The organism is Enterobacter cloacae complex sp. IR5412 (assembly GCF_049237385.1).
GTDB classification, from domain to species: Bacteria; Pseudomonadota; Gammaproteobacteria; order Enterobacterales; family Enterobacteriaceae; genus Enterobacter; species Enterobacter intestinihominis.
The window spans coordinates 31918-57914 of sequence record NZ_JBMKHQ010000008.1 but is presented as its reverse complement, the minus strand read 5'-3'; the positions used below and the strand labels follow the sequence as shown (position 1 = coordinate 57914).

Here is a 25997-nt window from a genome sequence, read left to right as displayed (position 1 = left end):
TACAGCCGGACCAGGGCATCGCTGACAGCCCTCAGTCATTTAGAAAGCAACTTTATTGCTTCTGCATAAAAAAATTACTGGGGATCCCTCAGCCCACGGGGAGAGGGAGAAAACATTAAAAAAGGCAACTTTCGTTGCCTTTTTGCTTTTACCTTGGTCCCGCACTCACCAGCGCAGCACCCGCCGGGGTGTCGGTATACTTCTCGAAGTTTTCGATAAACAGTTTCGCCAGCGATTCTGCCTTCTCACGCCACTGTTCCGGTGAACCATAGGTGTTACGCGGATCGAGGATACGCGTATCCACGCCCGGCAGCTCTGTTGGGATCGCCAGATTGAACATCGGCAGCGTAAAGGTCTCGGCGTTATCCAATGAACCATCCAGAATCGCGTCGATGATGGCGCGTGTATCTTTGATGGAGATACGTTTGCCCGTCCCGTTCCAGCCGGTGTTCACCAGGTATGCCTGTGCGCCGGATGCCTGCATGCGTTTCACCAGCACTTCCGCATACTGCGTTGGGTGTAGCGACAGGAACGCCGCGCCGAAGCAGGCGGAGAAGGTTGGGGTTGGCTCGGTCACACCGCGCTCGGTACCCGCCAGTTTAGCGGTAAAGCCGGAGAGGAAATGGTACTGAGTCTGGCTGGCGGTCAGGCGGGAAACCGGTGGCAGCACGCCGAACGCATCCGCGGTCAGGAAAATCACCTTCGTGGCATGACCCGCCTTCGACACCGGCTTCACGATGTTCTCGATGTGGTAGATCGGGTAAGAGACGCGGGTGTTTTCGGTTTTGGACGCATCGTCGAAGTCGACAGAGCCATCGGCACGCACGGTGACGTTTTCCAGCAGCGCATCGCGGCGAATCGCGTGATAGATATCCGGCTCTGCCTCTTCAGACAGGCGAATGGTTTTCGCGTAGCAGCCGCCTTCAAAGTTAAACACACCGTCGTCGTCCCAGCCGTGCTCGTCGTCGCCAATCAGACGACGTTTTGGATCGGTGGACAGCGTCGTTTTACCGGTGCCGGAAAGGCCGAAGAACACCGCCACGTCACCTTTTTCACCGACGTTCGCCGAGCAGTGCATGGAGGCGATACCGCGCAGCGGCAGCAGGTAGTTCATGACCGAGAACATTCCTTTCTTCATTTCGCCGCCGTACCAGGTACCGCCGATCAGCTGGATACGCTCGGTCAGGTTGAAGGCGATGAAGTTTTCGGAGTTCAGACCCTGCTCTTTCCACTGCGGGTTGGTGCATTTCGCGCCGTTCATCACGATAAAGTCAGGGGTGAAGTTTTGCAGTTCTTCATCGGTCGGACGAATGAACATGTTCTTCACGAAATGCGCCTGCCAGGCCACTTCAGTGATAAACCGAACGGAGAGACGGGTGTCGGCGTTAGCGCCGCAGAAAGCATCGACGATGAACAGACGCTTGCCGGAAAGCTGATGGGTGACGAGCCCTTTCAGATGCTGCCAGGTTTCAGGAGAGAGCGGTTTGTTATCGTTCTTCCCTTTGCCTTTATCGGCCCACCACAGCGTATCGCGGGTGGTATCATCTCGGACGATGTATTTATCTTTCGGCGAACGGCCGGTAAAAATACCGGTATCGACGGCGATAGCACCAAGATTCGTCAACACACCTCGCTCGTATCCTTCCAGTGCCGGATTGAGCTCTTCCTGATACAGCGTATCGTAATCGGGGTTGTAGACCACTTCCTGGACGTCGTGAATACCATAAGCCTTGAGATCTTGCGGGGTTAAACCATTAACACGCATATCACTGCTCCTTAGCCAATATGTACTGCCTGAAATTGTAGGGTTTTTCTGGGGATGTTAACCGCGACGGGGCTCATAGATTTACGTATCTGGTCAAAACCCTTACTAACGGAAAACGCTGCGACTCCAGTCACAGGGCGGGCAGATTATCGCAGGAATCGCTTTTTGGTTGGGGAAAATGTTCTTAAAAGGTTAATCTCTGGTGAATTTATCCAGAAGAATGTGAATGTAATCGCATACATGAAAGAAAATTACGTAAGAGTTACATTGGGAAAACGATTCAGGTCTCTTGGGTCAGCTATTTTCAGAGTTTGAGGTGGGGGCCAGAGTTTTGCCTTGATGAGACAATAGATTTTTCATGAACAAGGGATGAGAAATGGAAAACCGTGAGACGTTATCTCCTTCAACGCGCGTAGCCGTCGTGCTGGCGGGGGCTCTACAGGGCGTAATTTGCTATGTAATCACGTGGTATATCGAGTACGCAAAATTGCCATCGGATACGCTGTGGCTGATGTGTGTAGTACCTGCCACCGTGGTAATGACAACCACGTTGTCTCTTGCCATGACGTCATTCAGAAAGCCATTTTTGTGGCTGTCACTCGGGATGATCGGCGCGGCAGTCGCGGGTATGGGCGGCTGGTTTAAGTGGAGCGTTGCAGGACTCGAAAGCTGGAATCTCAGAGATGAGATGCTCGTTTTCGGCTTTCATCTGCTGCTGATGACGCTGTTCGTGCTGCCATGGCTTCAGCGGCGTCTGGATCCCGTCCCAACTACCTCGTTCTACAGCGACTTTTATCAACGAAACTGGCATAACGCGCTGACACTTCTCATTATTTTTGTTTCGAATGGTCTCTTCTGGCTGGTGCTTTTCCTCTGGGCCGAGCTTTTCGAACTTATCGGCATCGGCTTTTTTGATCGGCTTTTCTTTCATTCTGACGGGTTTATTTCAGTGGCGATTGGCGTGGTTTCAGCCAGTGCGGCCGTGCTCACGCGCATGCAGGTAAGGTTAATCCTTGCCCTGCAAAATCTGCTGACCCTCATCGCCACCGGTCTGCTTCCCCTGATGGCGGCGCTGGCGCTGCTCTTTATTGGCGCGTTGCCTTTTGTCGGCTTTGAATCCATTTCAGCCAGAATATCCGCCGCGGGCTTGCTGACCACCTTAGCGCTGCTGCTGTTATTCCTGGTGACGATAGTGTGGCATCCACAGCGTCAAACGCTGCCTTACTATGCCCCGTTGCGAGGGATGATTCGCCTTGCTGTGGCTATCGTACCCGCGTATCCGGTTCTGGCGGGGTGGGCGCTGTGGCTACGCATTTCGCAATACGGCTGGTCACCCGAGCGTCTGTACGGGGTATTGATAACCATCGTGGCGCTGGTCTGGGCGGTTGGTTTTTGCGCCAGCGTTCTGATTCAGCGCCGTGAGCCGCAGAAGATCCATGCGTACGTCATACCGGCGACCGGGCTGCTTTCCCTCATCTTCCTGGCGTTGATCCATACCCCCGTGCTGGATCCGTGGCGAATAAGCGTTGCAAGCCATATGGCCCGCTATCAGGACGGCAGAATAACGGCGGATCAAGTCAGCCTGTATATGCTCAGTAACGCTGGACGAAAGGGGCGGGAGGCAATGCTCACGCTGCAAAACGATCCGCAGTTTATCTCTAACCTAAAACGGCAGCGTGAAATAAATGGTCTTCTCTCCAGGAACGCTGGCGGAGCAGGTAAGATGACCGCCGCGATGCTGGAAAAACAGGTCCAGCTCGCACCGGGAATGGCTCGTCCTGATAAGGCATTGTGGCAAGCCATGCTCAGCAATCAGTATCGCTTTGAGAGCTGCGATAGCGCCCAGAGTAACTGTTTACTCATGCCGCTGGATCTTAACGGCGACGGCAAGCCTGAAGCCGTGCTATTTCAATTTACCGATCGCACGATCGTGGCTTACACACAAACCAACACGGGCTGGAGGATCGCCGGGGACGCGTGGAAAATGCCGGAGGCATTGACCAGAGAAGAACTTGACCGCGCATTAAGGCAGAGGAAAGTGAAATCTGTCGTGAAGCCCTGGGCGGATATTGAGATTTTTGGGGAGCGTGTCGATATGAGCTACGACAGTTACAATAATGCGCAGCGGCGTTAGTGCTCTTTCTTGCCGGGTGGCGCTACGCTTACCCGGCCTACAATTAGCAATTATATCAAAAAATTGCACAATTCATTGTAGGCCCGTGCAAGCGTAGCGCCGCCGGGCAACAGGCTCAGAGCTTAGTGAACCTGCGGATCCGCCGGAGAGGCGTTATTGCGGATCTCCGCGATATCCATCGAATTGAACACGTAGTGCGTACCGCAGTAGTCACAGTGCATATCGATTTCACCGTCTTCCGCCATGATGCTGTCGATCTCTTCATCAGGCAGCGTTTTCAGGGCGCCAGCACAACGCTCGCGGGAGCAGGTGCACTTAAATTCCACCGCCTGCGGATCGTAAACCGTCACTTCTTCTTCGTGGTAGAGACGCCACAGCACGTCGGTCGCCGACAGGGTGAACAGCTCTTCCGCTTTGATGGTTTCCGTCAGCGTTGCCAGATGCTCGAAATCATTGGTCTGCGCATCCTGCGCAGGCAGAACCTGAAGCAGCATACCACCGGCAGCAGGCTGGCCATCCACTTCACCGGTGCGGATGAACAGACGGGTTGGCAGCTGTTCGGAACGCATGAAGTAATCTTCCAGGCAGGCGGCAAGCGTATCGCCTTCGAGACCGACAACGCCCTGATAGCGCTCACCTTCTTCAGGCGAAATCGTGATGACCAGGTAGCCGTTACCGACCAGCGTTTTCAGATCCGCATTTTCAGGGATATCGCCCTGAACGCGCGCCACGCCGCGCATCTGCTGCTGGTTATTGCCGTTGATCACCGCCAGCGACATTGGGCCATCGCCCTGCAACTGGACGGTAATATCGCCAGCGAACTTCAGCGTGGCGGTCAGCAGGCTGGTGGCAACCAGCAGTTCGCCCAACAGGGTTTTTACCGGCAGCGGGTAGTTGTGGTTTTCCAGAATCTGTTTCCAGGTTTCGGATACGGTGACCAGCTCGCCGCGCACGGCGAATTGTTCAAACAGATAGCGGTGTAATTGGTCGTGTTGGGCCATTTTCATCTCTCATGCAGGTGAGGGTTACTCGCTCTCACCGTGTTTAAATTTCATCAGATCGCGGCGCTCTTTTTTATCCGGTCGCCGGTCCGGGTGAGGCATCGTCAGCGCGTTCATTTTGCGCGCCAGCGCGGTTTTCTCGCGCTTCTCTATGCTTTCGGCCGTCTCTTCATACAGCAAAACGGCTTCGGTTGCGGGCCGCCGCTGTTCGGTAATGGCTTTCACCACCACCGTTTTCTCATCGTTGCCCTGGCGAAGCGTTAACGTGGCATTCAGTTCAACCAGCTTGCTCGGTTTGCTGCGCTGACCGTTGTAATGCACCTTTCCGCCGTCAACCATTTCTCGGGCAAGGGCGCGCGTTTTGTAAAAACGGGCGGCCCACAGCCATTTATCCAGTCTTACCCCATCAGAGGGTTTTTCTTTCATGGCGTCTCCTTCACGGTGAGTGAGGGGATCATCCGGCGATAGTCGTTCAGCCCCGGATGTCGCAGATAGCTTTTTTCAGCCAGGCCGGAATCAGGATTGGTCACGCCCAGACAATAGCGAATGCCAAAAGCGGCCGCAGAATCCAGAATCGGCTCGCTGTCGTCAATGAACAGCGTGCGTTCCGGCTGTAAACCGGTCTCTTCCACCACGGCATGCCACAACCGCTGGTCCTCTTTCGGATAACCAAATGTGTGGGTGGAAAGCAATAAATCAAGGTGTGAAGCAAGACCGGTATGTTCCAGCTTCACGGCCAGGTTATGGGGATGCGCATTTGTCAGCAAAATACGGCGCTTACCGCAGGCTTTCAGCGCGTCCAGGAACGGGACCGTATCTTCGCGCAGAACGGCGCGTGCGCCCTGGGCGGTGGTCATGGCGCAAATATCCAGACCGAGTCGCTCGCTCCAGTAGTCAAGACAGTACCAGTTTAGCGTATGCTGCACCGCGCTATATTGCGAACGAATGAATTCCTGCGCTTCCGCCGGGGAGATCCCCTGCTGTTCACCGTACGTTTCCGGAACCAGCTTTTGCCAGAAATAGTTATCAAAGGCGAGATCAAGCAGCGTGCCGTCCATATCAAGCAGGACGGTATCGACCGCCTGCCAGTCGATATTAAGATGCATAAGGGGGAACTCCAGCCAGAAGAAACGTGCGCGACAGGGTAGCACAACTTGTCGCGCAGAGACGTTATCCGATCAGGCTCTCAGAAGAGGAGATCAGTTTCGGGTTTAGGCAATTTTCGTAGTAGGCCTGGATTTCTGCCAGTCGCGTGCGGGAGCGCTGATAGCGGCGTACGGCCTGATAACCGTTCCAGATAATACACGCCAGCATCGCAATCAGCAGCAGGGATGTCCCTACATAGCGCCACAGGCCAGCGCTATCCGGCATACGGTGCAGGCCAATATGACGCGTGCCGTTGGCATCGGTAAAGAGGGTGGTGACGATCCCTTCCGCGCTGAATGGCGTCTGCATCAGCATCTGCGCCAGACGCTGGAATTCGCTCCACTGCTCCTGGGCAGGATAGTCATACAGCGAAACCTGCGGATAGGGTTGATCCACCAGGTCGCTGCCTTCATCGCTGGCAATCACAAAACCACCCGGCGCCGGGCTGTTAAGCGCCTGGGCGGCACGGGTGGTTTCACGCATCACGAAGGGGGCGGTAGAGGTCGCCACCAGGTTATCCAGCGACTCGGCGCTGACCGGACGCAAAAGCACATTCACACCATCGAGGCGTCCCGCTTCGGCGCGTTTCACCAGCGCGTCCCAGTCTTTGCTGTTGCCGAGGTTGACCAGCGCGTTCTTCAGCCGGATACAGTCATCCTGAGCTGAGCAGAGATCTTCTGTTTTCAGGACGATTTCGCCAAAGTCATCCAGCAGCACCATGCCGGACTTCTGAATGGCCGAACGCAGGGCAGGGCTGACGCGAGAATCATCATCCGGTTTTGGATGGAGCTGGCGATTAATCGTCTGGGTGAGCGCGGTGGCCTTATTGACCACATCCGATTCCGGAAGCGGCAGCGGAGAGGCGTCATTCCAGATGATCTGAGAGCAGTCGAACGGCGCGAACGGCGAGTTCTGGCGCGTGTTCCAGGCGCCCGGTGAGTGGATATTACACATCCCGGTGCCTTTCAGCCGCAACGTATCCCCCACGCGTACACCCGCTTCTTCGAGCTGCTGTACGCTGGTGGCTTCCACGGTTTGCGCCCCTTTGATCCATGACAGGGTAAATTTAATCGGCATATCCAGCGGCACGAAAAGCAGCAGCATGAGGAAGATTAACGCGGCGCCACCGGCAATCACCGCGCTGCGAAGCCAGTGCTGAAGCGGGAAGTTTTTCACTTCGTCGTGCAGGGATAAGTAACGTCCCTGGCGTACAACGTGGCGGTCGAGATAGATATCAATATCCGTTTTGTGGCCCAGGTCCTGCGCAATCCACGGCTGCCAGTGGCGCGGATAGATGAGATCGATGATCCCGAGCGAGATATTGTTGATATGTTCCTGATCGTTTTCGCCGAACAGTCCCCAGCGTTTTGGGGTTCCGCGCAGGCAGTGAATTTCGCGTAATGACGTTTTTGCCGGCGGGGCAAATATGCCCCACAGCCCGGCGGCCAGAAGCAGTACTGCGCCGCCCGCGAGCCACGGAACAAACACGTCCGGCGTCAGCAGGCAGATGAAAAAGAGCAGGAACGAGACGACAATCAGCACCGCTTCGCGAATGCCATCCGGGCGGCTCAGGACGTACTCTTCATGCGTTTCCTGGCGGATGTTGAGCAGTTCAATCTGCTCTGTCTCTTCACCACGAATAGAGGCCTGCGTTCCGCTCGCGCGTTCCAGCGCAAAGCGTGGCGCTTCCTGAACATATTCGCTCAGAGTATGACCATTAAGGGAGATAACCAGCGGCAGCGTATCGGTATGGATGAGCTCGACGCTGTTTTCGTCGTTGATATACTGCTCCCAGAAGGGAGGCAGGTGCACTTCAACAGAGTCGAGATAGTAACGCCATTTGTTGGGATCGTCGGTTGTGATGCCGTAGCGGGTAATAGAGCGCGTTACGCACAAAACGGTGTCGCTTTGTGCGTTAAGGTTGAGCGATACGGGGGCGGCGCTGGCGCCGGTAGGGCCAGGCGAAAGCCGGGATCGGTTCAGCGTGTCGAGATACTGCTCAACGGTGCTGCGTTCCTCTGGCGAAAGCTTGCGCGTGTTTGCCCCGGCAAACGCGTTCAAAAAGGGCAGCCGATAACGGCGATGTACGCGGCGCCTGAATACCCACACCGCAATCGACGCGCAGGCCAGCACAGCAGCGAGAAAAATCAAAATGGTGCTCATGCTTTCCCCATCTTACTTATCTTCTTACAGGTGTTGTCAGTCGCACCTTTTGTACAATGAATGAGATTCTGTGGTCGGCTATCGGCAAGTATGGAGTCTAACTTGAGCATGTTGACGCGCATCCCAGTGACCGGTAATGATAACAAAGCCTGTTCCGGCGCGATATCAGCAAATTCCTGGAAACTTTTCAACCTCTTGACATTTGTTTTGAAATGAGAATTGCCTACAGTTACGTTGCATAAATGTAAATAAAGAGCAATTGACATTGCCGAAACCGTGCGGCGTATCGCACAATAAAGCCAGTTCACCCAGCAAAGACCCGTCAAGATGACCAAACCCTTACAAAAGCCCACCATTCTGAATGTTGAAACCGTCGCAAAATCGCGTCTGTTTAATGTCGAAAGCGTGGATCTGGAGTTCAGCAACGGTGTGCGTCGTGTTTATGAGCGTATGCGCCCCTCCTCGCGTGAAGCGGTGATGATAGTGCCTATCGTCGACGAGCACCTGATCCTCATTCGTGAATACGCCGTGGGCACAGAATCCTACGAGCTGGGCTTCTCCAAAGGACTGATCGATCCGGGCGAAACGGTGTTTGAAGCGGCAAACCGGGAGCTGAAAGAAGAGGTCGGCTTTGGCGCGAAAGAGCTGACGTTCCTGAAAAAGCTGAGCATGGCGCCGTCCTATTTCTCCAGCAAAATGAACATTGTTGTCGCGGAAGATCTCTATCCTGAATCGCTGGAAGGAGACGAGCCGGAACCGCTGCCGCAGGTTCGCTGGCCGCTGGCTCATCTGATGGATTTGCTGGAAGATCCTGACTTTAACGAGGCACGCAACGTGAGCGCACTGTTCCTGGTGCGGGAGTGGCTGAAGGGGCAGGGGCGTTTGTAGCGCCACCATTAAAAACGGCAACCGAAGGTTGCCGTTTTGCATTACGGTGTAGGCCGGGTCAGGCGTCGCCACCGCCCGGCTTTTTTGTTGGCGTCAGAAGAGCTCGTGCGTTTCGCCGTTATCAATGATTTCGGTACCCACCTCATGCACCGCCTGCGTGGTTGGCTGCGTACCCTCGATGAAATACTCGGCACGGCTGTTGCCGCCATTCGCGAGCTGTCCGGTGCTGCGGTCAATATTGATCGTGACAATGCCCGGCGGAGGCGTTAGCGGCTGCTCCGGCACGCCCTCGAGAGCGGCCTTCATGTAAGCATCCCAGGCCGGTTGCGCACTCTTAGCCCCCCCCTCGTAACCGGAAATCTGATCTTTAATTGCGCCAGAAGCGGTTGTGCGTCCCAGAGTGCGGCGGTGATCGTCAAAACCAATCCAGACCGAGGTGACAACGCCCGGGCCATAACCTGAGAACCAGGCATCTTTTGAGCTGTTGGTTGTGCCTGTTTTGCCGCCGATGTCGCGGCGCTGCAAATCGCGGCCCGCTCGCCAGCCGGTGCCTTGCCAGCCCGGTTCGCCAAAGATGTTGGTGTTCAGCGCGCTCTTAATCAGGAACGACAGCGGCGTGCTGATCACGTGCGGAGCATACTCCTGCGCGCCACTCTGGGCGACCAGCGCCTGATTGGCCTGTTCCAGCTGAGGCTGCGGCACCGCCAGATTCTGACGTTCCTGAGAGATGGCAACATCTTCCATATCCTTGTTTTCAAGGACATTGGATTTTGGCGTGTCGCCGTAAATCACCGGAATATCGCATTCAGGGCAGGCAATTTTCGGCTTCGCTTCAAACAGTACGCCGCCCTGATCGTTCTCGATTTTGCTGATGAAATACGGATCGACCAGGAAGCCGCCGTTTGCCATTACCGAGTAGCCACGCGCGACCTGGAGCGGCGTGAAGGACGCGGAGCCGAGCGCCAAAGATTCGGTATGAACGATGTTTTGCGCCGGGAAGCCGAAGCGTTGCAGATACTCTGCCGCATAATCAACGCCCATCGCACGCATCGCGCGAACCATGACCACGTTCTTCGACTGGCCAAGGCCCTGACGCAGACGGATAGGGCCAGCGTATTGCGCCGGAGAGTTCTTCGGCTGCCAGTCAGAGCCCGCACCGGCATCCCATCGGGAAATTGGCACGTCGTTGAGAATGCTGGCGAGCGTTAGCCCCTTGTCCATCGCCGCGGTATACAGGAACGGTTTGATGTTCGAACCGACCTGACGCAGCGCCTGGGTTGCGCGGTTAAATTTGCTCTGGTTGAAATCGAACCCGCCAACCAGCGCCATCACGGCACCGTTCTGCGGATTGATGGAGACCAGGGCAGAGTTGACGTCCGGCACCTGTGCCAGCCACCAGGCATCGCCTACCTGACGCACCCAGATTTGTTGTCCGGTTTGTACCACATCCGTCACTTTACGTGGAGTAGGCCCCTGAAGGGTGTCAGAACGGTACGGACGCGCCCAGCGGATACCCTCCATACGCAGCGAAACGGATGTACCATCGGCCATCATCGCCACCGCTTCCTGCGGATCGGCCTGGGTGACCACCGCCGGACGCAGCGGGCCATAGGTCGGCAGCGCTTTCAGGGAATCAGTAATTTTTTTGCTGTCCCATGCGCCTTCGCCCACTCTCCACAGCACGTTGGACGGGCCGCGATAGCCGTGACGCATATCGTAATCCATCACGTTATTACGCACCGCCTGCTGGGCAGCCTGCTGCACCTTGCGGGTCACGGTGGTATAAACGCGATAGCCGTCTTCATATGCTTTGTCGCCGTAGCGGCGCACCATCTCCTGGCGAACCATTTCCGTCAGATACGGCGATGAGAAAGCAATTTCCGGTGCATGGTAATTGGCATCAATCACATCGCTGCGTGCCCGATCGTACTCATCCTGGCTGATGTAGCCTTCGCTCAACATACGCGATAGCACAACGTTACGGCGCGCGGTGGCGCGGTCCAGCGAATAGAGCGGGTTAAACGTTGATGGCGCTTTTGGCAGGCCGGCAATGGTCGCCATTTCGCTCAGCGTGAGCTGATCGATCGACTTACCGAAATAGACCTGAGCCGCAGCCCCTACACCATAGGCGCGGTAGCCCAGATAGATCTTGTTGAGGTAAAGCTCGAGGATCTCGTCTTTGCTCAGCAGTTGCTCAATGCGGATCGCGAGGAACACTTCTTTGATCTTACGTATCAGCGTCTTTTCCGGGCTGAGGAAGAAGTTACGCGCCAGCTGCTGGGTAATGGTACTTGCCCCCTGAGAGGCATGACCGGAGAACAGCGCCACGCTTGCCGCACGGAAAATACCGACCGGATCGACACCGTGGTGCTCGTAAAAACGGCTGTCCTCGGTGGCGATAAAAGCCTTCACCATCACGGGTGGAATTTGATTTAAGGTCAGTGGGATACGACGTTTCTCGCCGTATTGCGCCATCAGTTCACCATCGGCGCTATAGACCTGCATAGGGATCTGAAGCCGCACATCACGAAGTGTGGCGACATCAGGGAGTTGCGGCTCGACATATTTGTACAAACCAATAATCGAGCCTGCTCCCAGCAGAATGCAACAGACTGCAAGGATCAATAAATACTTTACGAACTTCACCGGAGATTTCCCATTTGGTTTAGCCTGGGCAGTTTCTAAACAATCGCGCGGTAGTATAAAGGCAAGCCTGATTCATTGATATAGCCGTCACTCCGACGGGCGATAAGGAGATCGTGAAGTATGGCTTTTAAAACGTGGCAAACAGGCGTTCATATTCAACAGGATAAGGTGATTGCCGTGGCGCTGACCAGAGAGCGGGCCGGCTGGCGTTTACGGCGCTGGTGGGCGGTGCCGCTGTCGGACGGGGTTATCGGTGAAGGCAAAATACTTAAGCCAGAACAACTGGTTAACGCATTACGTGGCTGGCGGAAAACATTGCCGCACTCGCATCGGGTATTTCTCTCATTTCCGGCAACGCGCGTTCTGCAACGCGCGTTGCCCCGTCCATCCGTTACCTTGCGTGACAGCGAACAGCTCACCTGGGTAGGCGCCGCATTAGCGCGTGAGCTGGAGATGCCTCCCGATACGCTCTGCTTTGACTACGCGCAGGATACGTTCAGCAACACTTTTCAGGTTACCGCCGCGCAAAACAGAGAGGTCGATACCCTGTTGTCGCTGGCGAAAGCGCTGCGTTTGCGCCTGGCCGCAATCGTCCCGGATGCCGGCGCACTGGCTAATCTTCTCTCTGCTGTTGCCCCCGTCCGGTGCGTAGCCTGGAGGGATAAACACCAGTGGCTGTGGGCGATGCGTCACCAGTGGGGGCGGCGCTACACCACAGAAGCGGCGACGGTGAATGAGCTGGCGGCGTTGCTTGCACTTTCTCCTTCTGATATCGCCGTGTTTGATGCTGCACGGGATCCCTGGGAAGCGGTGACGCTGTGTCAGCCGCCGTTGCCAGAATGTGGTGCTGATTACACCGTCGCCCTGGCGCTGGCCATGAGCGAGGCGCCGTAATGAGCATGCCCAATCTTTTACCCTGGCGTCGGCAGCAACGTAATCAGCGCCTGCGTTTTTGGGGGCTGCTGTTTACCGCCTCATTGTTGGTGATGCTGGCGGGAGGCGTCAGCCTTCGGGCGACGCAGACTCTCGCGTCACAGGCGTTGCAGAGCGATCTGGCGGGAACGCGTGCGGTGCAGAAGGTATTGAAAGCCCGTCAGCCGCAGTCTGCGGGGCTGGAACCCCTTTCGCAGCCGCCTGAGACGGTGGCATGGCAACCCGCGCTTGAATCCCTTGCCAGTGCAATGCCCCGGCAGGCGTGGCTGACGGCGCTGCGTTATCAGCCACCCTCGCTGATCCTGACGGGCTATACCACCTCACTCCCGACGCTCTCTGCCATGACCGATGCGCTGAAAAGGGTGACGGGGTTTAACCCCGGACCGGCAGGCGAATTGCAACAGGATAGCCAGGGGCGATGGATGTTCTCTTTTCAACTGCATAGCCGGAGGTAGCCAGTGGGCATCTGGTATCAACGCTGGACAGATGCACGTCCTTCCCGGCGCGTCCTTTGCTGGTTGATCGCGTCGGGGATCGTTGCGTTTGCGATTTGGGGAGCGCTGCTCAGACCCGCTGCTCTGTGCTACGCCGATATTCAGGTGCAGGCCAGCAGTGCGAAGCGAATCAACGCCTCGCTGTGGCCGAAGGCCGGGCGGCGACCTGTGGTTACGCAAGTGAAGCCGGTGCAGCCCTTTTCTCCGCTGGCATTTCAGCGTGAGGACGCAAGGCTGGTGTACTGGAAACCGCAGCAGAGTGGGGGAGAGCTGGCGCTGGATGCCTTGTGGGGCGCAGTTCCGGCGCTCTTTTCCCGGCTGGCGCTTGAGAACGTGCGGGTGAGCGCGTTTTCCATCACCCCACAGGGAAAACAGCTACGCCTTAGCCTGCAACTGGAGATAGGTCATGCGCAGTAAAACCCGTTTGCTGATCCTGCTTTCTCCGCTTTTCCTGACCGGGATGCGGGATCCCTTCTCCGTGCCGGAAGAGCGTTGCGCAGCAGGGCAACTCAGCCAGTGGCGGTATCAGGGAGTCGTCAGCGGCAGCAGGGATATCGGCCTTATGCAGGACGGGCAGAACCGCTGGCACCGGGTAAAAACGCAGATGCGGTTACCGCCAGGCTGGCGGGTGAGTGCGATAGATACACAACAACTGACCGTTGATGTCGGCGAGATGTGCGAGCCGAAGCGATGGACATGGCAGCGAGAAGGAACGAAAAAAAGTGAAGATATGGATAGGGCTGTTACTGGCGGCACTCAGCCAGCCCCTGTGGGCCGCGACGCCAAAGCCGGTCACCCTGCTGGTGGATGATGTCCCGGTGGTGCAGGTATTACAGGCGATGGTAGCGCAGGAGGATCGCAATCTGGTGGTGTCGCCGGATGTCAGCGGTTCGCTTTCGCTGAATCTAACGCGGGTGCCCTGGAGGCAGGCGCTTCAGACGGTAGTGAACAGTGCCGGGCTGGTATTGCGGGAAGAGGGCGGCATTTTTTATGTGCATACGGCGGCCTGGCAGCGGGAGCAACAGACGCGTAAAGAGCAGGAGCGGGCCCAGCGTCTGCTCGACGCTCCGCTGCTCTCTCACAGCATTCCGTTTGCTTATGCGGATGCGGCCGAATTGCAAAAAGCGGCGGAAAAGCTCTTAAGTCCGAAAGGCAGTCTCTCCGTCGACAAGCGCACCAACCGTCTCCTGGTCAGGGATAACAAGTCGGTGGTGGATATGCTCCAGCGCTGGGCAGCGCAGATGGATCTGCCCGTCGAGCAGGTAGAACTGGCGGCGCAGATTGTGACCATTAGTGAAAAAAGCCTGCGTGAATTGGGGGTGAAATGGAACCTCGCTGACGCAACGGAGGCCGGTAAGGTGGGTCAGGTCACGACGTTGGGCGCTGACCTGTCGGTGGCCAGTGCAACCACACACGTTGGGTTTAATATCGGGCGCATCAACGGCAGGATGCTGGATCTTGAGTTGTCGGCGCTTGAGCAAAAGCAGCAGGTGGATATCATCGCCAGCCCGCGGCTACTGGCGTCGCACATGCAGCCGGCCAGCATCAAGCAGGGCAGCGAAATCCCGTATCAGGTTTCCAGCGGCGAAAGCGGAGCGACCTCCGTTGAGTTTAAAGAGGCGGTATTAGGCATGGAGGTCACGCCGGTGGTGCTCCCGGGCGGCCGCGTTCGTCTGAAGCTGCATATCAGTGAAAATATGCCTGGCCAGGTGCTGCAACAGGCGGACGGCGAAACGCTGGCGATTGATAAGCAGGAGATCGAAACGCAGGTAGAGGTAAAAAGTGGGGAAACGCTCGCGCTGGGCGGGATCTTTTCGCAAAAGAATAAAACCGGACGCGACAGCGTGCCCGTGCTGGGCAACATTCCGTGGCTGGGTCAGTTGTTCCGCCATGACGGAAAAGATAACGAACGGCGCGAGTTAGTGGTGTTTATCACGCCACGTCTGGTCAGTATTCATTAATGGGTAACGATCCCCGCAATGATTTTGCATTCAGTTTGTTGCAGATGTTTGACGTGGGGCATGAATTAGCATACAAGGAGTACCGATTTGAGTTGGACTTACGTCTTATTTCCTTATGCGCCGGGAACGGTGATTTAATCAGTTGCCAAACAAGCCGGAGTATTGAGATAATTTTTCGTCTGACTCTCGCTCTATTGCAAATGAGGTTTCAGTTCATGTCCTGCTACGCCGGGTGTCTGCGCAGCGGGGATTACCATTAACGAATAGTCTTAGTAGTACCGAAAAAATGGCAGAGAAACGCAATATCTTTCTGGTTGGGCCTATGGGTGCCGGCAAAAGCACTATTGGGCGTCAGTTAGCTCAACAACTCAATATGGAATTTTACGATTCTGATCAAGAGATTGAGAAACGAACCGGAGCGGATGTGGGCTGGGTCTTCGACGTAGAAGGCGAAGAAGGTTTCCGTGACCGAGAAGAAAAAGTGATCAACGAACTCACGGAAAAACAGGGCATTGTGCTGGCAACAGGCGGCGGCTCTGTAAAATCTCGCGAAACCCGCAACCGTCTCTCCGCCCGTGGCGTAGTGGTCTATCTTGAGACGACCATCGAAAAACAGCTGGCACGCACGCAGCGTGATAAAAAGCGCCCGTTGTTGCAGGTTGAAACACCGCCACGTGAAGTTCTGGAAGCTTTGGCCGATGAACGCAATCCTCTGTACGAAGAGATTGCTGATGTGACCATTCGTACTGACGATCAAAGCGCTAAAGTGGTTGCAAACCAGATTATTCATATGCTGGAAAGCAACTGATTCTGGCTTTATATACACTCGCCTGCGGGTAAAAGCATTTAAGGTGGATGTCGCGTCATGGAGAGGATTACAGTTACTCTCGGGGAACGTAGTTACCCTATCACCATCGCGGCTGGTTTGTTTAACGATCCAGCTTCCTTCTTACCACTGAAAGCGGGTGATCAGGCGATGCTGGTCACCAACGAGACGCTGGCTCCGCTTTATCTCGACCGTGTACGCCACCTGCTTGAGCAGGCGGGCGTGAAGGTCGACAGTGTGATTCTGCCCGATGGCGAGCAGTACAAAAGCCTGACGGTACTGGATACCGTCTTTACCGCACTTCTGCAAAAACCGCACGGTCGTGATACAACACTGCTTGCCCTGGGCGGCGGCGTTGTGGGCGATCTGACCGGTTTTGCAGCCGCCAGCTACCAGCGCGGTGTGCGCTTTATTCAAATTCCAACCACGTTGCTCTCACAGGTCGATTCTTCTGTGGGCGGTAAAACGGCGGTTAACCATCCGCTCGGCAAAAACATGATTGGCGCGTTCTACCAGCCTGCATCGGTGGTGGTGGATCTCGACTGTCTGCAAACCTTGCCAGCGCGCGAACTGGCGTCCGGCCTTGCAGAAGTGATCAAATACGGCATTATTCTTGACGGTGAGTTCTTCACCTGGCTGGAAGAGAATATGGATGCGCTGCTGCGCCTCGATGGGCAGGCAATGGCCTACTGTATTCGCCGTTGCTGTGAGCTGAAAGCAGAAGTCGTTGCCGCAGATGAGCGTGAAACCGGCTTACGTGCTTTACTGAATCTGGGGCATACGTTTGGTCATGCGATCGAAGCCGAAATGGGCTACGGTAACTGGCTTCACGGTGAAGCTGTCGCTGCCGGAATGGTCATGGCGGCCCGTGCCTCTGAACGTCTGGGGCAGTTCAGGCCGGAAGAGACAGCACGTATCATCACGTTGCTTAAACGTGCTGGCTTGCCGGTGAATGGTCCGCAGGAAATGTCTGCGCAAGCGTACCTTCCCCACATGATGCGCGATAAAAAAGTATTGGCAGGTGAGATGCGTCTGGTACTCCCGCTTGCAATAGGGAAAAGTGAAGTGCGCGGCGGAGTGCCGCACGAAGTCGTACTTGGCGCTATTGCTGATTGTCAGCAGGCGTAACAACTAGAAAGGTCAGGCTGCTGTAACAGGTGGTCGTTTTAGCTTCAGGTAAATGCAGAGTCGTTGGCAGAAGCCTTTGAGTGGGGTGTTAAATGGATGAATTCAAACCAGAAGACGAGCTGAAACCCGATCCCAGCGATCGTCGTACTGGTCGTTCTCGTCAATCTTCAGAACGTGATAACGAGCCGCAGATCAACTTTGACGATGTCGATCTGGATGCAGACGATCGTCGCCCTTCGCGTAGCCGTAACGCGCGAAATGAGCGTGAAGACGAGGAGTATGAATCCGAAGAAGAGTTAATGGATGAACAGCCTGTTGAACGTCGTCCGCGCAAACGTAAAAAAGCGGTAGCGGCAAAACCGGCCTCCCGTCAGTACATCATGATGGGCCTTGGCGTTCTGGTTCTGGTATTGCTGATTGTCGGCATTGGTTCCGCGCTAAAAGCACCTTCTACCCATTCTACCGAGCAGACAGCGTCTGCCGAGAAGAGCATCAACCTGTCTGGTAACGATGCGAGCAACCAGGCGAATGGCGCTCAGCCAGCGCCGGGCACCACTTCCGCAGAGCAGACCGCAGGTAACACCAGCGCCGGTCAGGATATCTCTCTGCCGCCCGTCTCTGCGACCCCAACTCAGGGCCAGGCGCCTGTTACGCCGGAGGGCCAGCAGCGTGTTGAAGTTCAGGGCGATCTGAATAACGCGCTGACGCAGCCGCAGAATCAGGAGCAGGTTAACGCTGCCGTGGTGAACTCCACGCTGCCTACTGAACCTGCCACCGTTGCGCCAGTTCATGGCAGCAATGCCCAGCAGCAAACGGCGGCAACGGAAACCAAACCGCGCCATACCCAGACTGCGCCGCGTCAGGAGCGTAAGCAGGCTGTGATTGAGCCGAAGCGTGAGACGAAACCGCAGACCGTGGCAAAAGCGCCAGAAACGAAAGCGCCAGCGCAGACAAAACCTGCGGTGAGCCAACCGGTTAAAGCGCCAACGCCTGCGGCAACCGCTGCACCTAAAGCAACGGCGACCACAACCGCGCCTGCTGCAACTGCGGCACCGGCTGCTACGCCAACCGCTAGCGCATCCAGCACCGCGGCAGGTAAAACGACGGGTAACGTGGGTTCTCTGAAATCCGCATCATCCAGCAACTACACGTTGCAGCTGAGCAGTTCGTCTAACTACGACAACCTCAACGCCTGGGCGAAGAAATCGAATCTGAAAAACTATGTGGTTTATCAGACGACCCGTAACGGACAGCCTTGGTACGTTCTGGTAAGCGGAGTTTATGCCTCAAAAGATGAAGCAAAACGTGCCGTTTCCACGCTGCCAGCCGACGTGCAGGCGAAAAACCCGTGGGCGAAGCCGATTCATCAGGTGCAGGCCGATCTGAAGTAATGTTTAAAGCGCAGGATGCTGTCGGAGCTTTCTCCACAGCCGGAGAAGGTGTAATCAGTTAGTCAGCATGAAAAAAAATCGCGCTTTTCTGAAATGGGCAGGGGGGAAATACCCCCTGCTCGACGATATTAAAAAGCACCTGCCGAAAGGCGAGTGTCTTATCGAGCCCTTCGTGGGTGCTGGATCGGTGTTCCTGAATACCGATTTTTCTCGTTATATCCTGGCGGATATCAACAGCGACCTTATCAGCCTCTATAACATCGTCAAACTGCGTACCGATGAGTATGTGGAAGAGGCGCGGAAGCTGTTTACGCCAGAGAACAACAACCCGGACGTCTACTATCAGTTCCGCGCTGAGTTTAATCAGAGCCAGGACCCGTTCCGTCGCGCGCTGTTGTTTCTTTATCTCAACCGCCATGGCTACAACGGTCTGTGCCGGTATAATCTGCGTGGCGAGTTTAACGTGCCGTTTGGCCGCTATAAGCGTCCCTATTTCCCGCAGGACGAGCTGTATCACTTTGCTGAAAAAGCGCAGAATGCCGAGTTCTACTGTCTCTCCTATGAAGAGTGCATGGAGCTGGCGGGTGTAAACTCGGTGGTCTACTGTGACCCGCCTTACGCGCCGCTGTCTGCCACGGCAAATTTCACCGCCTACCACACCAACAGCTTCAGCCCGGCCGAGCAGGCGCGTCTGGCTGAGATGGCGGAAAAGCTGGTCAGCAAAAGAATTCCGGTGTTAATTTCGAATCACGACACGCCTGATACGCGCGAATGGTACAAAGCCGCGAAGCATTTTCAGGTAAAAGTGCGGCGTAGCATTAGCAGCAACGGCGGCACACGTAAAAAGGTGGACGAACTTCTGGCGCTTTATCGACCCTGAGCCTTTGCCCGCCGGTAAACACATTTCAAGGAGATGCGGATGAAACAGTTTTTGATTGCCCCCTCAATTCTGTCGGCCGATTTTGCCCGCCTGGGTGAAGACACTGCCAAAGCTCTCGCGGCTGGCGCAGATGTCGTCCATTTCGACGTTATGGATAACCACTACGTTCCCAACCTGACCATCGGTCCGATGGTGCTTAAAGCGCTGCGTAACTACGGGATCACCGCGCCCATTGACGTGCATCTGATGGTGAAACCGGTTGATCGCATCGTGCCTGATTTCGCCGCGGCGGGTGCCAGCATCATCACTTTCCACCCGGAAGCCTCCGAACACGTTGACCGCACGCTACAGCTGATCAAAGAGAACGGCTGTAAGGCGGGGCTGGTCTTTAACCCGGCGACCCCGCTGAGCTATCTCGACTACGTGATGGACAAGCTGGACGTGATCCTGCTGATGTCCGTCAACCCGGGCTTTGGCGGCCAGTCGTTTATTCCTCAGACGCTCGACAAGTTGCGTGAAGTGCGCCGCCGCATTGATGAGTCTGGCTATGATATTCGTCTGGAAGTGGACGGCGGCGTGAAGGTCAATAACATCGGTGAGATTGCGGCGGCAGGGGCGGATATGTTCGTCGCAGGCTCCGCCATCTTCGATCAACCGGATTACAAAAAAGTCATTGATGAAATGCGCCGTGAACTGGCGAAGGTAAGTCATGGATAAATTGCAGGCTATTCGGGGTGTAGCATTTGACCTCGACGGCACGCTGGTCGACAGCGCGCCAGGATTAACCCGCGCCGTCGATCAGGCGCTGTATGCCCTTGAACTCCCCGTTGCGGGCGAAGAGCGCGTCGTGACGTGGATTGGTAACGGTGCAGACGTGCTGATGGAGCGCGCGCTGACCTGGGCTCGTCAGGAACGTGCCTCTCAGCGTTCTGCGCAAGGGAAACCGAGTGTTGACCACGCGGATATTCCCCAGGATGAGCAGCAGCGTATTCTGCGCAAACTGTTCGACCGTTTCTACGAAGAGACCGTCGAAGAGGGCAGCTTCCTGTTCCCGGATGTCGCTGAAACGCTGAGCGCGCTACATGCGAAAGGCATCCCGCTGGGGCTGGTGACCAACAAGCCAACACCGTTCGTTGCGCCTCTGCTGGAAGCGCTGGATATCGCGAAATACTTCTCCGTAATTGTGGGCGGCGATGACGTGCAGAATAAAAAGCCGCATCCGGAACCGCTATTGCTGGTGGCAGGAAAATTATCCTTAGCGCCTGCGGAGCTGCTCTTTGTCGGGGATTCCCGCAATGATATTCTGGCTGCCAGAGCGGCAGGTTGCCCGTCTGTTGGGTTGACCTACGGCTACAACTACGGTGAAGCCATTACGCTGAGTGAGCCGGACGTTGTGTTCGACCACTTCAAAGATTTGTTGCCCGCACTCGGGCTCTCGCACAGTGAACATCAGGAATTGAATAATGACTAAGCCCATCGTTTTTAGTGGCGCACAGCCTTCAGGTGAACTGACCATTGGTAACTACATGGGTGCGTTACGTCAGTGGGTGAGCATGCAGGATGACTACCACTGCATTTACTGCATCGTGGATTTGCATGCTATCACCGCGCGTCAGGATCCCGAGAAGCTGCGCAAGGCGACGCTCGATACGCTGGCGCTGTACCTGGCGTGCGGTATCGATCCAGAGAAGAGCACCATTTTCGTTCAGTCTCACGTGCCAGAGCACGCGCAGCTGGGCTGGGCGCTGAACTGCTACACCTATTTCGGCGAGCTGAGCCGCATGACCCAGTTCAAGGATAAATCTGCGCGCTACTCTGAAAACATCAACGCCGGTCTGTTTGATTATCCGGTGCTGATGGCGGCAGATATTCTGCTGTACCAGACCAACCAGGTACCAGTGGGAGAAGACCAGAAGCAGCACCTGGAGCTGAGCCGCGATATCGCCCAGCGCTTCAATGCGCTTTACGGCGACGTGTTCAAAGTGCCTGAGCCGTTTATTCCGAAATCCGGCGCGCGCGTGATGTCGCTGCTGGAGCCGACCAAAAAGATGTCCAAGTCTGACGATAACCGCAACAACGTTATCGGCCTGCTGGAAGATCCGAAATCGGTGGTGAAAAAGCTCAAGCGTGCGGTGACCGACTCCGACGAGCCGCCAGTGGTGCGCTACGACGTGCAGAACAAAGCGGGCGTATCCAACCTGCTGGACATTCTCTCCGGTGTGACCGGACAGAGCATCCCTGAGCTGGAAAAACACTTTGAAGGCAAAATGTACGGCCACCTGAAAGGCGAAGTGGCAGACGCCGTTTCCGGCATGCTGACCGAGTTGCAGGAGCGCTATCACCGTTACCGTAACGACGAAGCTTTCCTGCAAAAAGTGATGAAAGAGGGCGCGGAAAAAGCCAGCGCGCGCGCCTCCGAAACCCTGAAAGCGGTGTACGAGGCGATTGGGTTTGTGGCGAAACCTTAAGCCGCTTTGCCGGGTGGCGCTTACGCTTACCCGGCCTACGGGACCGTGTAGGTCGGGTAAGGCGGAGCCGCCACCCGACAAAACTGACGAAACAAAAAAACCGGGAAATCCCCGGTTTTTTTACGCCTGAAAAACGCTTACTGCTGTGCCGCCGGGCCGCAACCGCCGATGATCTTCGAAATGGAGATTGCCGGATGCAGCAGGTAATCGTAGCTGCAATTATTTTTAGTATTTTGAACGTGACCGGTGCAGGCCGTCAGAGTTGTTAACAGGCCGACCAGAACGGCAGCTTTTGCCAGTTTGAACATACGCATTCCTTGTCAATAAAATCAAAAAATTGGATGTAACACGAGGGAATAAATGGAAAAGTTCCATTACGCGGGCGGTATGTTATCGACTGAGGTAAGAAGGGAGTAGTCCGCTTCAAGACTACTCCCGGGAGAGAGATTGTGCGTTAGTGGCTGGAGAACCAGTTCAGTTTTTCACGCAGTGCTACCACGCGGCCCACCACGATCAGCGCCGGGCTTTCAACCTGCTGCGCCAGCTCGCCCAGCTGCGTCAGTACGCCATCGACCACGCGCTGCGTAATGGCGGTACCGTTTTCTACCAGCGCGACCGGCATATCTGCTTCCATGCCGTGCTCCAGCAGTTTCGCCTGAATCGTGGCTGCCTGATTTAGCCCCATATAGAAGACCAACGTCTGCTTTTCAGCGGCCAGATTATGCCAGTCCAGTTCGCTGCCGGTTTTCAGGTGGCCCGTCACCAGGCGCACGCTCTGGGCATAGTCGCGATGGGTTAACGGAATGCCGGAATAGGCAGAACAGCCGGATGCCGCCGTAATGCCCGGCACCACGGAGAACGGAATGCCCGCGTTGCAGAGAGTTTCCAGCTCCTCGCCGCCGCGACCAAAGATAAACGGATCGCCCCCTTTCAAACGCACCACGCGCTTACCTTTTTGCGCTTCCCGCAGCAGGATCTGGTTGATCTCCTCCTGCGGTACGCAGTGATAACCTGCCCGTTTGCCGACGAATACGCGGTCAGCATCGCGGCGCACCAGATTCATGATGTCATCAGAGACCAGACGGTCATATACCACGATGTCCGCCTGCTGGATCTGCTGGAGACCCTTCAGCGTCAGCAAGCCCGCATCGCCGGGACCCGCGCCCACCAGTACCACTTCACCGCGATGATCCAGCGGTTCAGAGAGGAGTTGCTCGGTCGTCTCTTCAACCGCTTTGGTGTCCTGATTGGCCAACGACTGCGCCAGCCTGTCGTTGACAAAGAACTTCTCCCAGAAGCGACGGCGTTCGCCCACGGTTGCGAAGGTTTGCTTCACGCGGGAACGCAGCTGCCCGGCGTAATGGGCAATCTGACCAAGGTGTTGAGGCAGCACGGCTTCCAGTTTTTCCCGCAGCAGACGGGCAAGAACGGGCGAGCGGCCACCGGACGACACCGCAATCATCAGCGGCGAGCGGTCGATAATGGATGGCATGATAAAGCTCGCCTCTTTCGGCGCATCCACCACGTTACAGAAGATGCGGCGCGCTTCGCAGGCGTCGCTGACGCGCTGGTTAACGTCATCGTTATCCGTTGCGGCGATGGTCAGCCAGCAAGTATCCAGCAGGGATTCATCAAATTCGCCCTGCACCTGCGTGAGCATCCCTTCCTGCGCCCAGACGTCAAACTGTGGGGCGAAGGTGAGGGCGTTAACGGTCAGTCGGGCGCCCGCCTCTAACAGCAGGCGCGCCTTGCGTTCAGCCACATCGCCGCCGCCCACGAGCAGGCAGTCGCGGTTGCGTAATTGACAAAAAATCGGCAGGTGATCCACGACGTTACCTCACAGCATTCATGGCGGGGGAAGAATTGACGTCAGGATAACAGCAGGAATCGTACAGAACATACGGTTTTTCCTGCCGTTACCCATAAGGGGTCATAAGCCTTTCCTATTGAAAAGGCGAGGGGTTACGCTTTCAGCTGCACCTCGCCGTCCTTCACGCGGACGTCGTAGTGTTTGACCGAGAAGCTTTCATCTTCCATGCAGCGCCCGTCGGTTAAGCGGAAGCGCTGCTTTTTCAGCGGGCTGGCAACCCACAGTTCGCCCTGGTGCTCCGCAATCAGACCGCGGGAGAGCACGCTGGCCTCGAAGAACGGGTCGATATTGCTGATGGCAAAAACCTGTTCATCGTGGCGAGGGCGGAAAATCGCTACCTGCTCGTTGCCCAGCAGGGCACAGACGCCGGTTGCTGGCAGAATGTCGTTAATGTTGCAGATGTTTACCCACTGGCTCATGCGTTTTCCTCCACCAGCATCACCGGAATACGTTCATACGGGGTCGCTGGACGATGCTGTTCGCGCTCCGGCACCACCTGCACGTTCGGGTCGCGCTGGGTGCTGTTGATAAAGTGTTTGAAGCGCGTCTGCGCCGCTGGCGTGTTCACGGTTTCGGTCCACTCGCAGATAACCGCCTCGCGCAGGCGAGTCATCTCGGATTCCAGCTGTTCATTCAGGCCCAGCTTGTCGTCGATAATGACTGACTTCAGATAGTCGATGCCGCCTTCGAGATTATCCAGCCAGGACGCGGTACGGGTCAGCTTATCGGCGGTACGAATGTAGAACATCATGAAGCGGTCGAGGTATTTGATCAGCGTATCGCGATCGAGATCGGCAGCCAGCAGATCGGCGTGGCGAGGTTTCATCCCGCCGTTACCGCACACGTACAGGTTCCAGCCTTTCTCGGTGGCGATAATACCCACGTCTTTACCCTGTGCTTCCGCACATTCACGGGTACACCCTGAGACGCCGAACTTCATTTTGTGCGGCGTACGGATACCTTTGTAGCGGTTTTCCAGCTCGACGCCGAAGCCCACGCTGTCGCCCACGCCGTAGCGGCACCAGGTGCTGCCCACGCAGGTTTTCGCCATGCGCAGCGCCTTGGCGTACGCGTGACCGGTTTCGAAGCCCGCCTCAATCAGCTGACGCCAGATTTCCGGCAGATCATCTTTCTGCGCACCGAACAGGCCGATACGCTGGGAACCGGTGATTTTAGTGTACAGGTTAAACTCACGGGCGATACGGCCCACGGCGACCAGCCCTTCAGGGGTAATTTCCCCCCCGGCAGAACGCGGGATCACCGAGTAAGTCCCGTCTTTCTGAATATTGGCCAGGAAGTTATCGTTGGTGTCCTGAAGCGGAGTGTGTTCTGGTTTGAGCACATATTCGTTCCAGCAGGACGCAAGCAGGGAACCGACGGTAGGCTTACATACTTCACAGCCATAGCCCTGGCCGTGTTTCTCCAGCAGTTCGTCGAAGGACTTAATGCCTTCCACGCGGATCAGGTGGTACAGCTCCTGGCGAGAGTAAGCGAAGTGCTCGCACAGGTTGTTGTTCACTTCAATGCCCTGTTTTGCCAGCTCGGCGTTCAGCACCTGAGTGACCAGCGGGATACAGCCGCCGCAGCCGGTCCCGGCTTTAGTTTCCGCCTTCAGCGCCGCAACGGTGTGGCAGCCTTTGTTAATGGCGGAGATCAGCATGCCTTTGGTCACGTCGAAGCAGGAGCAGATTTGCGCGCTGTCCGGCAGTTTATCCACGCCAATGGACGGCTTACCGCTGGAGGCGTGCGCCGGGAGGATCAGCGCGTCCGGGTTTTCCGGCAGCTCAATGGCGTTCAGCACCAGCTGGAGCAGGTTGCCGAAGTCGCTGGTGTCGCCCACCAGCACCGCCCCGAGCAGGGTTTTGTTGTCCTGGCTGACGATAAGACGTTTGTAGACTTCTTTGCTTTCGTCCAGATAAACATAGCTGCGGGAGTTCGGGGTGCGACCATGCGCATCGCCAATACCGCCCACGTCCACGCCCAGCAGCTTCAGCTTCGCGCTCATGTCTGCGCCGGTGAAGGCGTTTTCGCTGCCGAGGATATGGTCAACGGCGACCTGCGCCATTTTGTACCCAGGTGCAACCAGACCGTATACGCGGTTATTCCAGCTGGCGCATTCGCCGATGGCGTAGATGTCCGGATCGGAGGTCTGGCAGGTGTCGTTGATCATGATCCCGCCGCGCTGCGCAACGGCCAGACCGCACTGAGTAGCCAGCTTGTCGCGCGGGCGAATGCCGGTGGAGAAGACGATGAAATCCACTTCCAGCTCGCTGCCGTCGGCAAAGCGCATGGTTTTACGCGCT

General features: G+C 56.2%; 24 protein-coding genes. 14 read left to right on the top strand and 10 right to left on the bottom strand.

The genetic code is table 11. The features are described 5' to 3' along the window. Positions 1–148: 148 nt before the first annotated feature. Entirely contained in the window at positions 149–1765 is a 1617-nt protein-coding gene (gene pckA / locus ACOTX2_RS15430) for a phosphoenolpyruvate carboxykinase (ATP) (RefSeq protein ID WP_032626808.1), read from the bottom strand. Between the two features lie 376 nt (positions 1766–2141). On the opposite strand from pckA, the gene ACOTX2_RS15425 reads away from it, so the two are divergent. Beyond that, positions 2142–3899, top strand: coding sequence for a DUF4153 domain-containing protein (locus ACOTX2_RS15425; protein WP_063148442.1), 1758 nt, complete (start codon positions 2142–2144; stop codon positions 3897–3899). A 122-nt stretch (positions 3900–4021) separates the two neighbouring features. On the opposite strand, the gene hslO is transcribed toward ACOTX2_RS15425, so the two are convergent. The 4 genes from hslO to ACOTX2_RS15405 form a co-directional block, all read right to left on the bottom strand. Continuing rightward, complete coding sequence (hslO, locus tag ACOTX2_RS15420) at positions 4022–4906, bottom strand: Hsp33 family molecular chaperone HslO (protein ID WP_006812239.1); 885 nt, start codon at positions 4904–4906, stop codon at positions 4022–4024. 18 nt (positions 4907–4924) lie between these two features. Further along, positions 4925–5326 carry a ribosome-associated heat shock protein Hsp15 gene (gene hslR / locus ACOTX2_RS15415; protein WP_003861618.1) on the bottom strand — a complete coding sequence of 134 codons (402 nt, stop codon included), beginning with the start codon at positions 5324–5326 and terminating at the stop codon, positions 4925–4927. Further along, positions 5323–6006, bottom strand: a complete 684-nt coding sequence (yrfG, locus tag ACOTX2_RS15410) for a GMP/IMP nucleotidase (protein WP_003861619.1) — start codon at positions 6004–6006, stop codon at positions 5323–5325. Before yrfG ends, hslR begins: the two co-directional genes overlap by 4 nt. A gap of 64 nt (positions 6007–6070) precedes the next feature. Further along, the gene (locus ACOTX2_RS15405; RefSeq protein ID WP_023298780.1) at positions 6071–8209 is read right to left on the bottom strand and encodes an intracellular growth attenuator family protein; all 2139 of its coding nucleotides are present in this window, start codon (positions 8207–8209) and stop codon (positions 6071–6073) included. Positions 8210–8536: 327 nt separating this feature from the next. Here ACOTX2_RS15405 and nudE point away from each other — a divergent pair, with 327 nt between their 5' ends. Next, the gene (nudE, locus tag ACOTX2_RS15400; protein WP_003861622.1) at positions 8537–9097 is read left to right on the top strand and encodes an ADP compounds hydrolase NudE; all 561 of its coding nucleotides are present in this window, start codon (positions 8537–8539) and stop codon (positions 9095–9097) included. A gap of 93 nt (positions 9098–9190) precedes the next feature. Here nudE and mrcA read toward each other — a convergent pair whose 3' ends face one another. After that, positions 9191–11743 carry a peptidoglycan glycosyltransferase/peptidoglycan DD-transpeptidase MrcA gene (gene mrcA / locus ACOTX2_RS15395; RefSeq protein ID WP_045308980.1) on the bottom strand — a complete coding sequence of 851 codons (2553 nt, stop codon included), beginning with the start codon at positions 11741–11743 and terminating at the stop codon, positions 9191–9193. Between the two features lie 120 nt (positions 11744–11863). Between mrcA and pilM the strand changes: the two genes are divergently transcribed. From pilM to trpS, 12 genes are all read left to right on the top strand, one after another. Then, positions 11864–12637, top strand: coding sequence for a pilus assembly protein PilM (pilM, locus tag ACOTX2_RS15390; protein WP_022649626.1), 774 nt, complete (start codon positions 11864–11866; stop codon positions 12635–12637). Further along, positions 12637–13131 (top strand): PilN domain-containing protein, encoded by a 495-nt coding sequence (locus ACOTX2_RS15385; protein ID WP_023307110.1) that lies wholly within the window; start codon positions 12637–12639, stop codon positions 13129–13131. Before pilM ends, ACOTX2_RS15385 begins: the two co-directional genes overlap by 1 nt. 3 nt (positions 13132–13134) lie before the next feature. Beyond that, positions 13135–13587, top strand: coding sequence for a hypothetical protein (locus ACOTX2_RS15380; RefSeq protein ID WP_022649624.1), 453 nt, complete (start codon positions 13135–13137; stop codon positions 13585–13587). Continuing rightward, positions 13577–13981 carry a HofP DNA utilization family protein gene (locus ACOTX2_RS15375; protein WP_063148441.1) on the top strand — a complete coding sequence of 135 codons (405 nt, stop codon included), beginning with the start codon at positions 13577–13579 and terminating at the stop codon, positions 13979–13981. Before ACOTX2_RS15380 ends, ACOTX2_RS15375 begins: the two co-directional genes overlap by 11 nt. Beyond that, positions 13893–15131: a DNA uptake porin HofQ gene (gene hofQ, locus ACOTX2_RS15370; protein ID WP_045308978.1), complete on the top strand. Its 1239-nt coding sequence runs from the start codon at positions 13893–13895 to the stop codon at positions 15129–15131. Before ACOTX2_RS15375 ends, hofQ begins: the two co-directional genes overlap by 89 nt. 286 nt (positions 15132–15417) lie before the next feature. Then, the gene (gene aroK / locus ACOTX2_RS15365; protein WP_003861630.1) at positions 15418–15939 is read left to right on the top strand and encodes a shikimate kinase AroK; all 522 of its coding nucleotides are present in this window, start codon (positions 15418–15420) and stop codon (positions 15937–15939) included. A 57-nt stretch (positions 15940–15996) separates the two neighbouring features. Then, positions 15997–17085 carry a 3-dehydroquinate synthase gene (gene aroB / locus ACOTX2_RS15360; protein WP_038416842.1) on the top strand — a complete coding sequence of 363 codons (1089 nt, stop codon included), beginning with the start codon at positions 15997–15999 and terminating at the stop codon, positions 17083–17085. 92 nt (positions 17086–17177) lie between these two features. After that, positions 17178–18476 carry a cell division protein DamX gene (damX, locus tag ACOTX2_RS15355; RefSeq protein WP_032626787.1) on the top strand — a complete coding sequence of 433 codons (1299 nt, stop codon included), beginning with the start codon at positions 17178–17180 and terminating at the stop codon, positions 18474–18476. A gap of 67 nt (positions 18477–18543) precedes the next feature. Further along, a complete protein-coding gene (gene dam, locus ACOTX2_RS15350) occupies positions 18544–19356 on the top strand; it encodes an adenine-specific DNA-methyltransferase (RefSeq protein WP_003861633.1) in 813 nt (270 codons plus the stop codon). A 39-nt stretch (positions 19357–19395) separates the two neighbouring features. Next, a complete protein-coding gene (gene rpe, locus ACOTX2_RS15345; RefSeq protein ID WP_003861634.1) occupies positions 19396–20073 on the top strand; it encodes a ribulose-phosphate 3-epimerase in 678 nt (225 codons plus the stop codon). Beyond that, entirely contained in the window at positions 20066–20827 is a 762-nt protein-coding gene (gph, locus tag ACOTX2_RS15340) for a phosphoglycolate phosphatase (protein WP_017384158.1), read from the top strand. Before rpe ends, gph begins: the two co-directional genes overlap by 8 nt. Beyond that, positions 20820–21824 (top strand): tryptophan--tRNA ligase, encoded by a 1005-nt coding sequence (gene trpS / locus ACOTX2_RS15335; protein WP_023298773.1) that lies wholly within the window; start codon positions 20820–20822, stop codon positions 21822–21824. Before gph ends, trpS begins: the two co-directional genes overlap by 8 nt. A 137-nt stretch (positions 21825–21961) precedes the next feature. On the opposite strand, the gene ACOTX2_RS15330 is transcribed toward trpS, so the two are convergent. From ACOTX2_RS15330 to nirB, 4 genes are all read right to left on the bottom strand, one after another. Beyond that, positions 21962–22132: a YhfL family protein gene (locus tag ACOTX2_RS15330; protein ID WP_003861638.1), complete on the bottom strand. Its 171-nt coding sequence runs from the start codon at positions 22130–22132 to the stop codon at positions 21962–21964. Between the two features lie 146 nt (positions 22133–22278). Continuing rightward, entirely contained in the window at positions 22279–23652 is a 1374-nt protein-coding gene (cysG, locus tag ACOTX2_RS15325; RefSeq protein WP_023298772.1) for a siroheme synthase CysG, read from the bottom strand. 134 nt (positions 23653–23786) lie between these two features. Continuing rightward, on the bottom strand, positions 23787–24113 hold the full coding sequence (gene nirD, locus ACOTX2_RS15320) for a nitrite reductase small subunit NirD (RefSeq protein ID WP_022649617.1): 327 nt from the start codon (positions 24111–24113) through the stop codon (positions 23787–23789). Beyond that, a partial coding sequence (nirB, locus tag ACOTX2_RS15315) for a nitrite reductase large subunit NirB (protein WP_421625938.1) occupies positions 24110–25997 on the bottom strand: 1888 nt, incomplete at its 5' end. The genes nirB and nirD, both read right to left, overlap by 4 nt.

Excerpts from the sequence above, each read along its gene's own strand:
- gph (WP_017384158.1), top strand. The coding sequence starts at position 20,066 with ATGGATAAATTGCAGGCTATTCGGGGTGTAGCATTTGACCTCGACGGC.
- ACOTX2_RS15330 (WP_003861638.1), bottom strand. The coding sequence starts at position 22,132 with ATGTTCAAACTGGCAAAAGCTGCCGTTCTGGTCGGCCTGTTAACAACT.
- aroK (WP_003861630.1), top strand. The coding sequence starts at position 15,418 with ATGGCAGAGAAACGCAATATCTTTCTGGTTGGGCCTATGGGTGCCGGC.
- nirD (WP_022649617.1), bottom strand. The coding sequence starts at position 24,113 with ATGAGCCAGTGGGTAAACATCTGCAACATTAACGACATTCTGCCAGCA.
- ACOTX2_RS15425 (WP_063148442.1), top strand. The coding sequence starts at position 2,142 with ATGGAAAACCGTGAGACGTTATCTCCTTCAACGCGCGTAGCCGTCGTG.
- dam (WP_003861633.1), top strand. The coding sequence starts at position 18,544 with ATGAAAAAAAATCGCGCTTTTCTGAAATGGGCAGGGGGGAAATACCCC.
- damX (WP_032626787.1), top strand. The coding sequence starts at position 17,178 with ATGGATGAATTCAAACCAGAAGACGAGCTGAAACCCGATCCCAGCGAT.
- nudE (WP_003861622.1), top strand. The coding sequence starts at position 8,537 with ATGACCAAACCCTTACAAAAGCCCACCATTCTGAATGTTGAAACCGTC.
- aroB (WP_038416842.1), top strand. The coding sequence starts at position 15,997 with ATGGAGAGGATTACAGTTACTCTCGGGGAACGTAGTTACCCTATCACC.
- pilM (WP_022649626.1), top strand. The coding sequence starts at position 11,864 with ATGGCTTTTAAAACGTGGCAAACAGGCGTTCATATTCAACAGGATAAG.
- hslO (WP_006812239.1), bottom strand. The coding sequence starts at position 4,906 with ATGAAAATGGCCCAACACGACCAATTACACCGCTATCTGTTTGAACAA.
- ACOTX2_RS15385 (WP_023307110.1), top strand. The coding sequence starts at position 12,637 with ATGAGCATGCCCAATCTTTTACCCTGGCGTCGGCAGCAACGTAATCAG.
- yrfG (WP_003861619.1), bottom strand. The coding sequence starts at position 6,006 with ATGCATCTTAATATCGACTGGCAGGCGGTCGATACCGTCCTGCTTGAT.
- pckA (WP_032626808.1), bottom strand. The coding sequence starts at position 1,765 with ATGCGTGTTAATGGTTTAACCCCGCAAGATCTCAAGGCTTATGGTATT.
- ACOTX2_RS15405 (WP_023298780.1), bottom strand. The coding sequence starts at position 8,209 with ATGAGCACCATTTTGATTTTTCTCGCTGCTGTGCTGGCCTGCGCGTCG.
- trpS (WP_023298773.1), top strand. The coding sequence starts at position 20,820 with ATGACTAAGCCCATCGTTTTTAGTGGCGCACAGCCTTCAGGTGAACTG.
- ACOTX2_RS15375 (WP_063148441.1), top strand. The coding sequence starts at position 13,577 with ATGCGCAGTAAAACCCGTTTGCTGATCCTGCTTTCTCCGCTTTTCCTG.
- hslR (WP_003861618.1), bottom strand. The coding sequence starts at position 5,326 with ATGAAAGAAAAACCCTCTGATGGGGTAAGACTGGATAAATGGCTGTGG.
- rpe (WP_003861634.1), top strand. The coding sequence starts at position 19,396 with ATGAAACAGTTTTTGATTGCCCCCTCAATTCTGTCGGCCGATTTTGCC.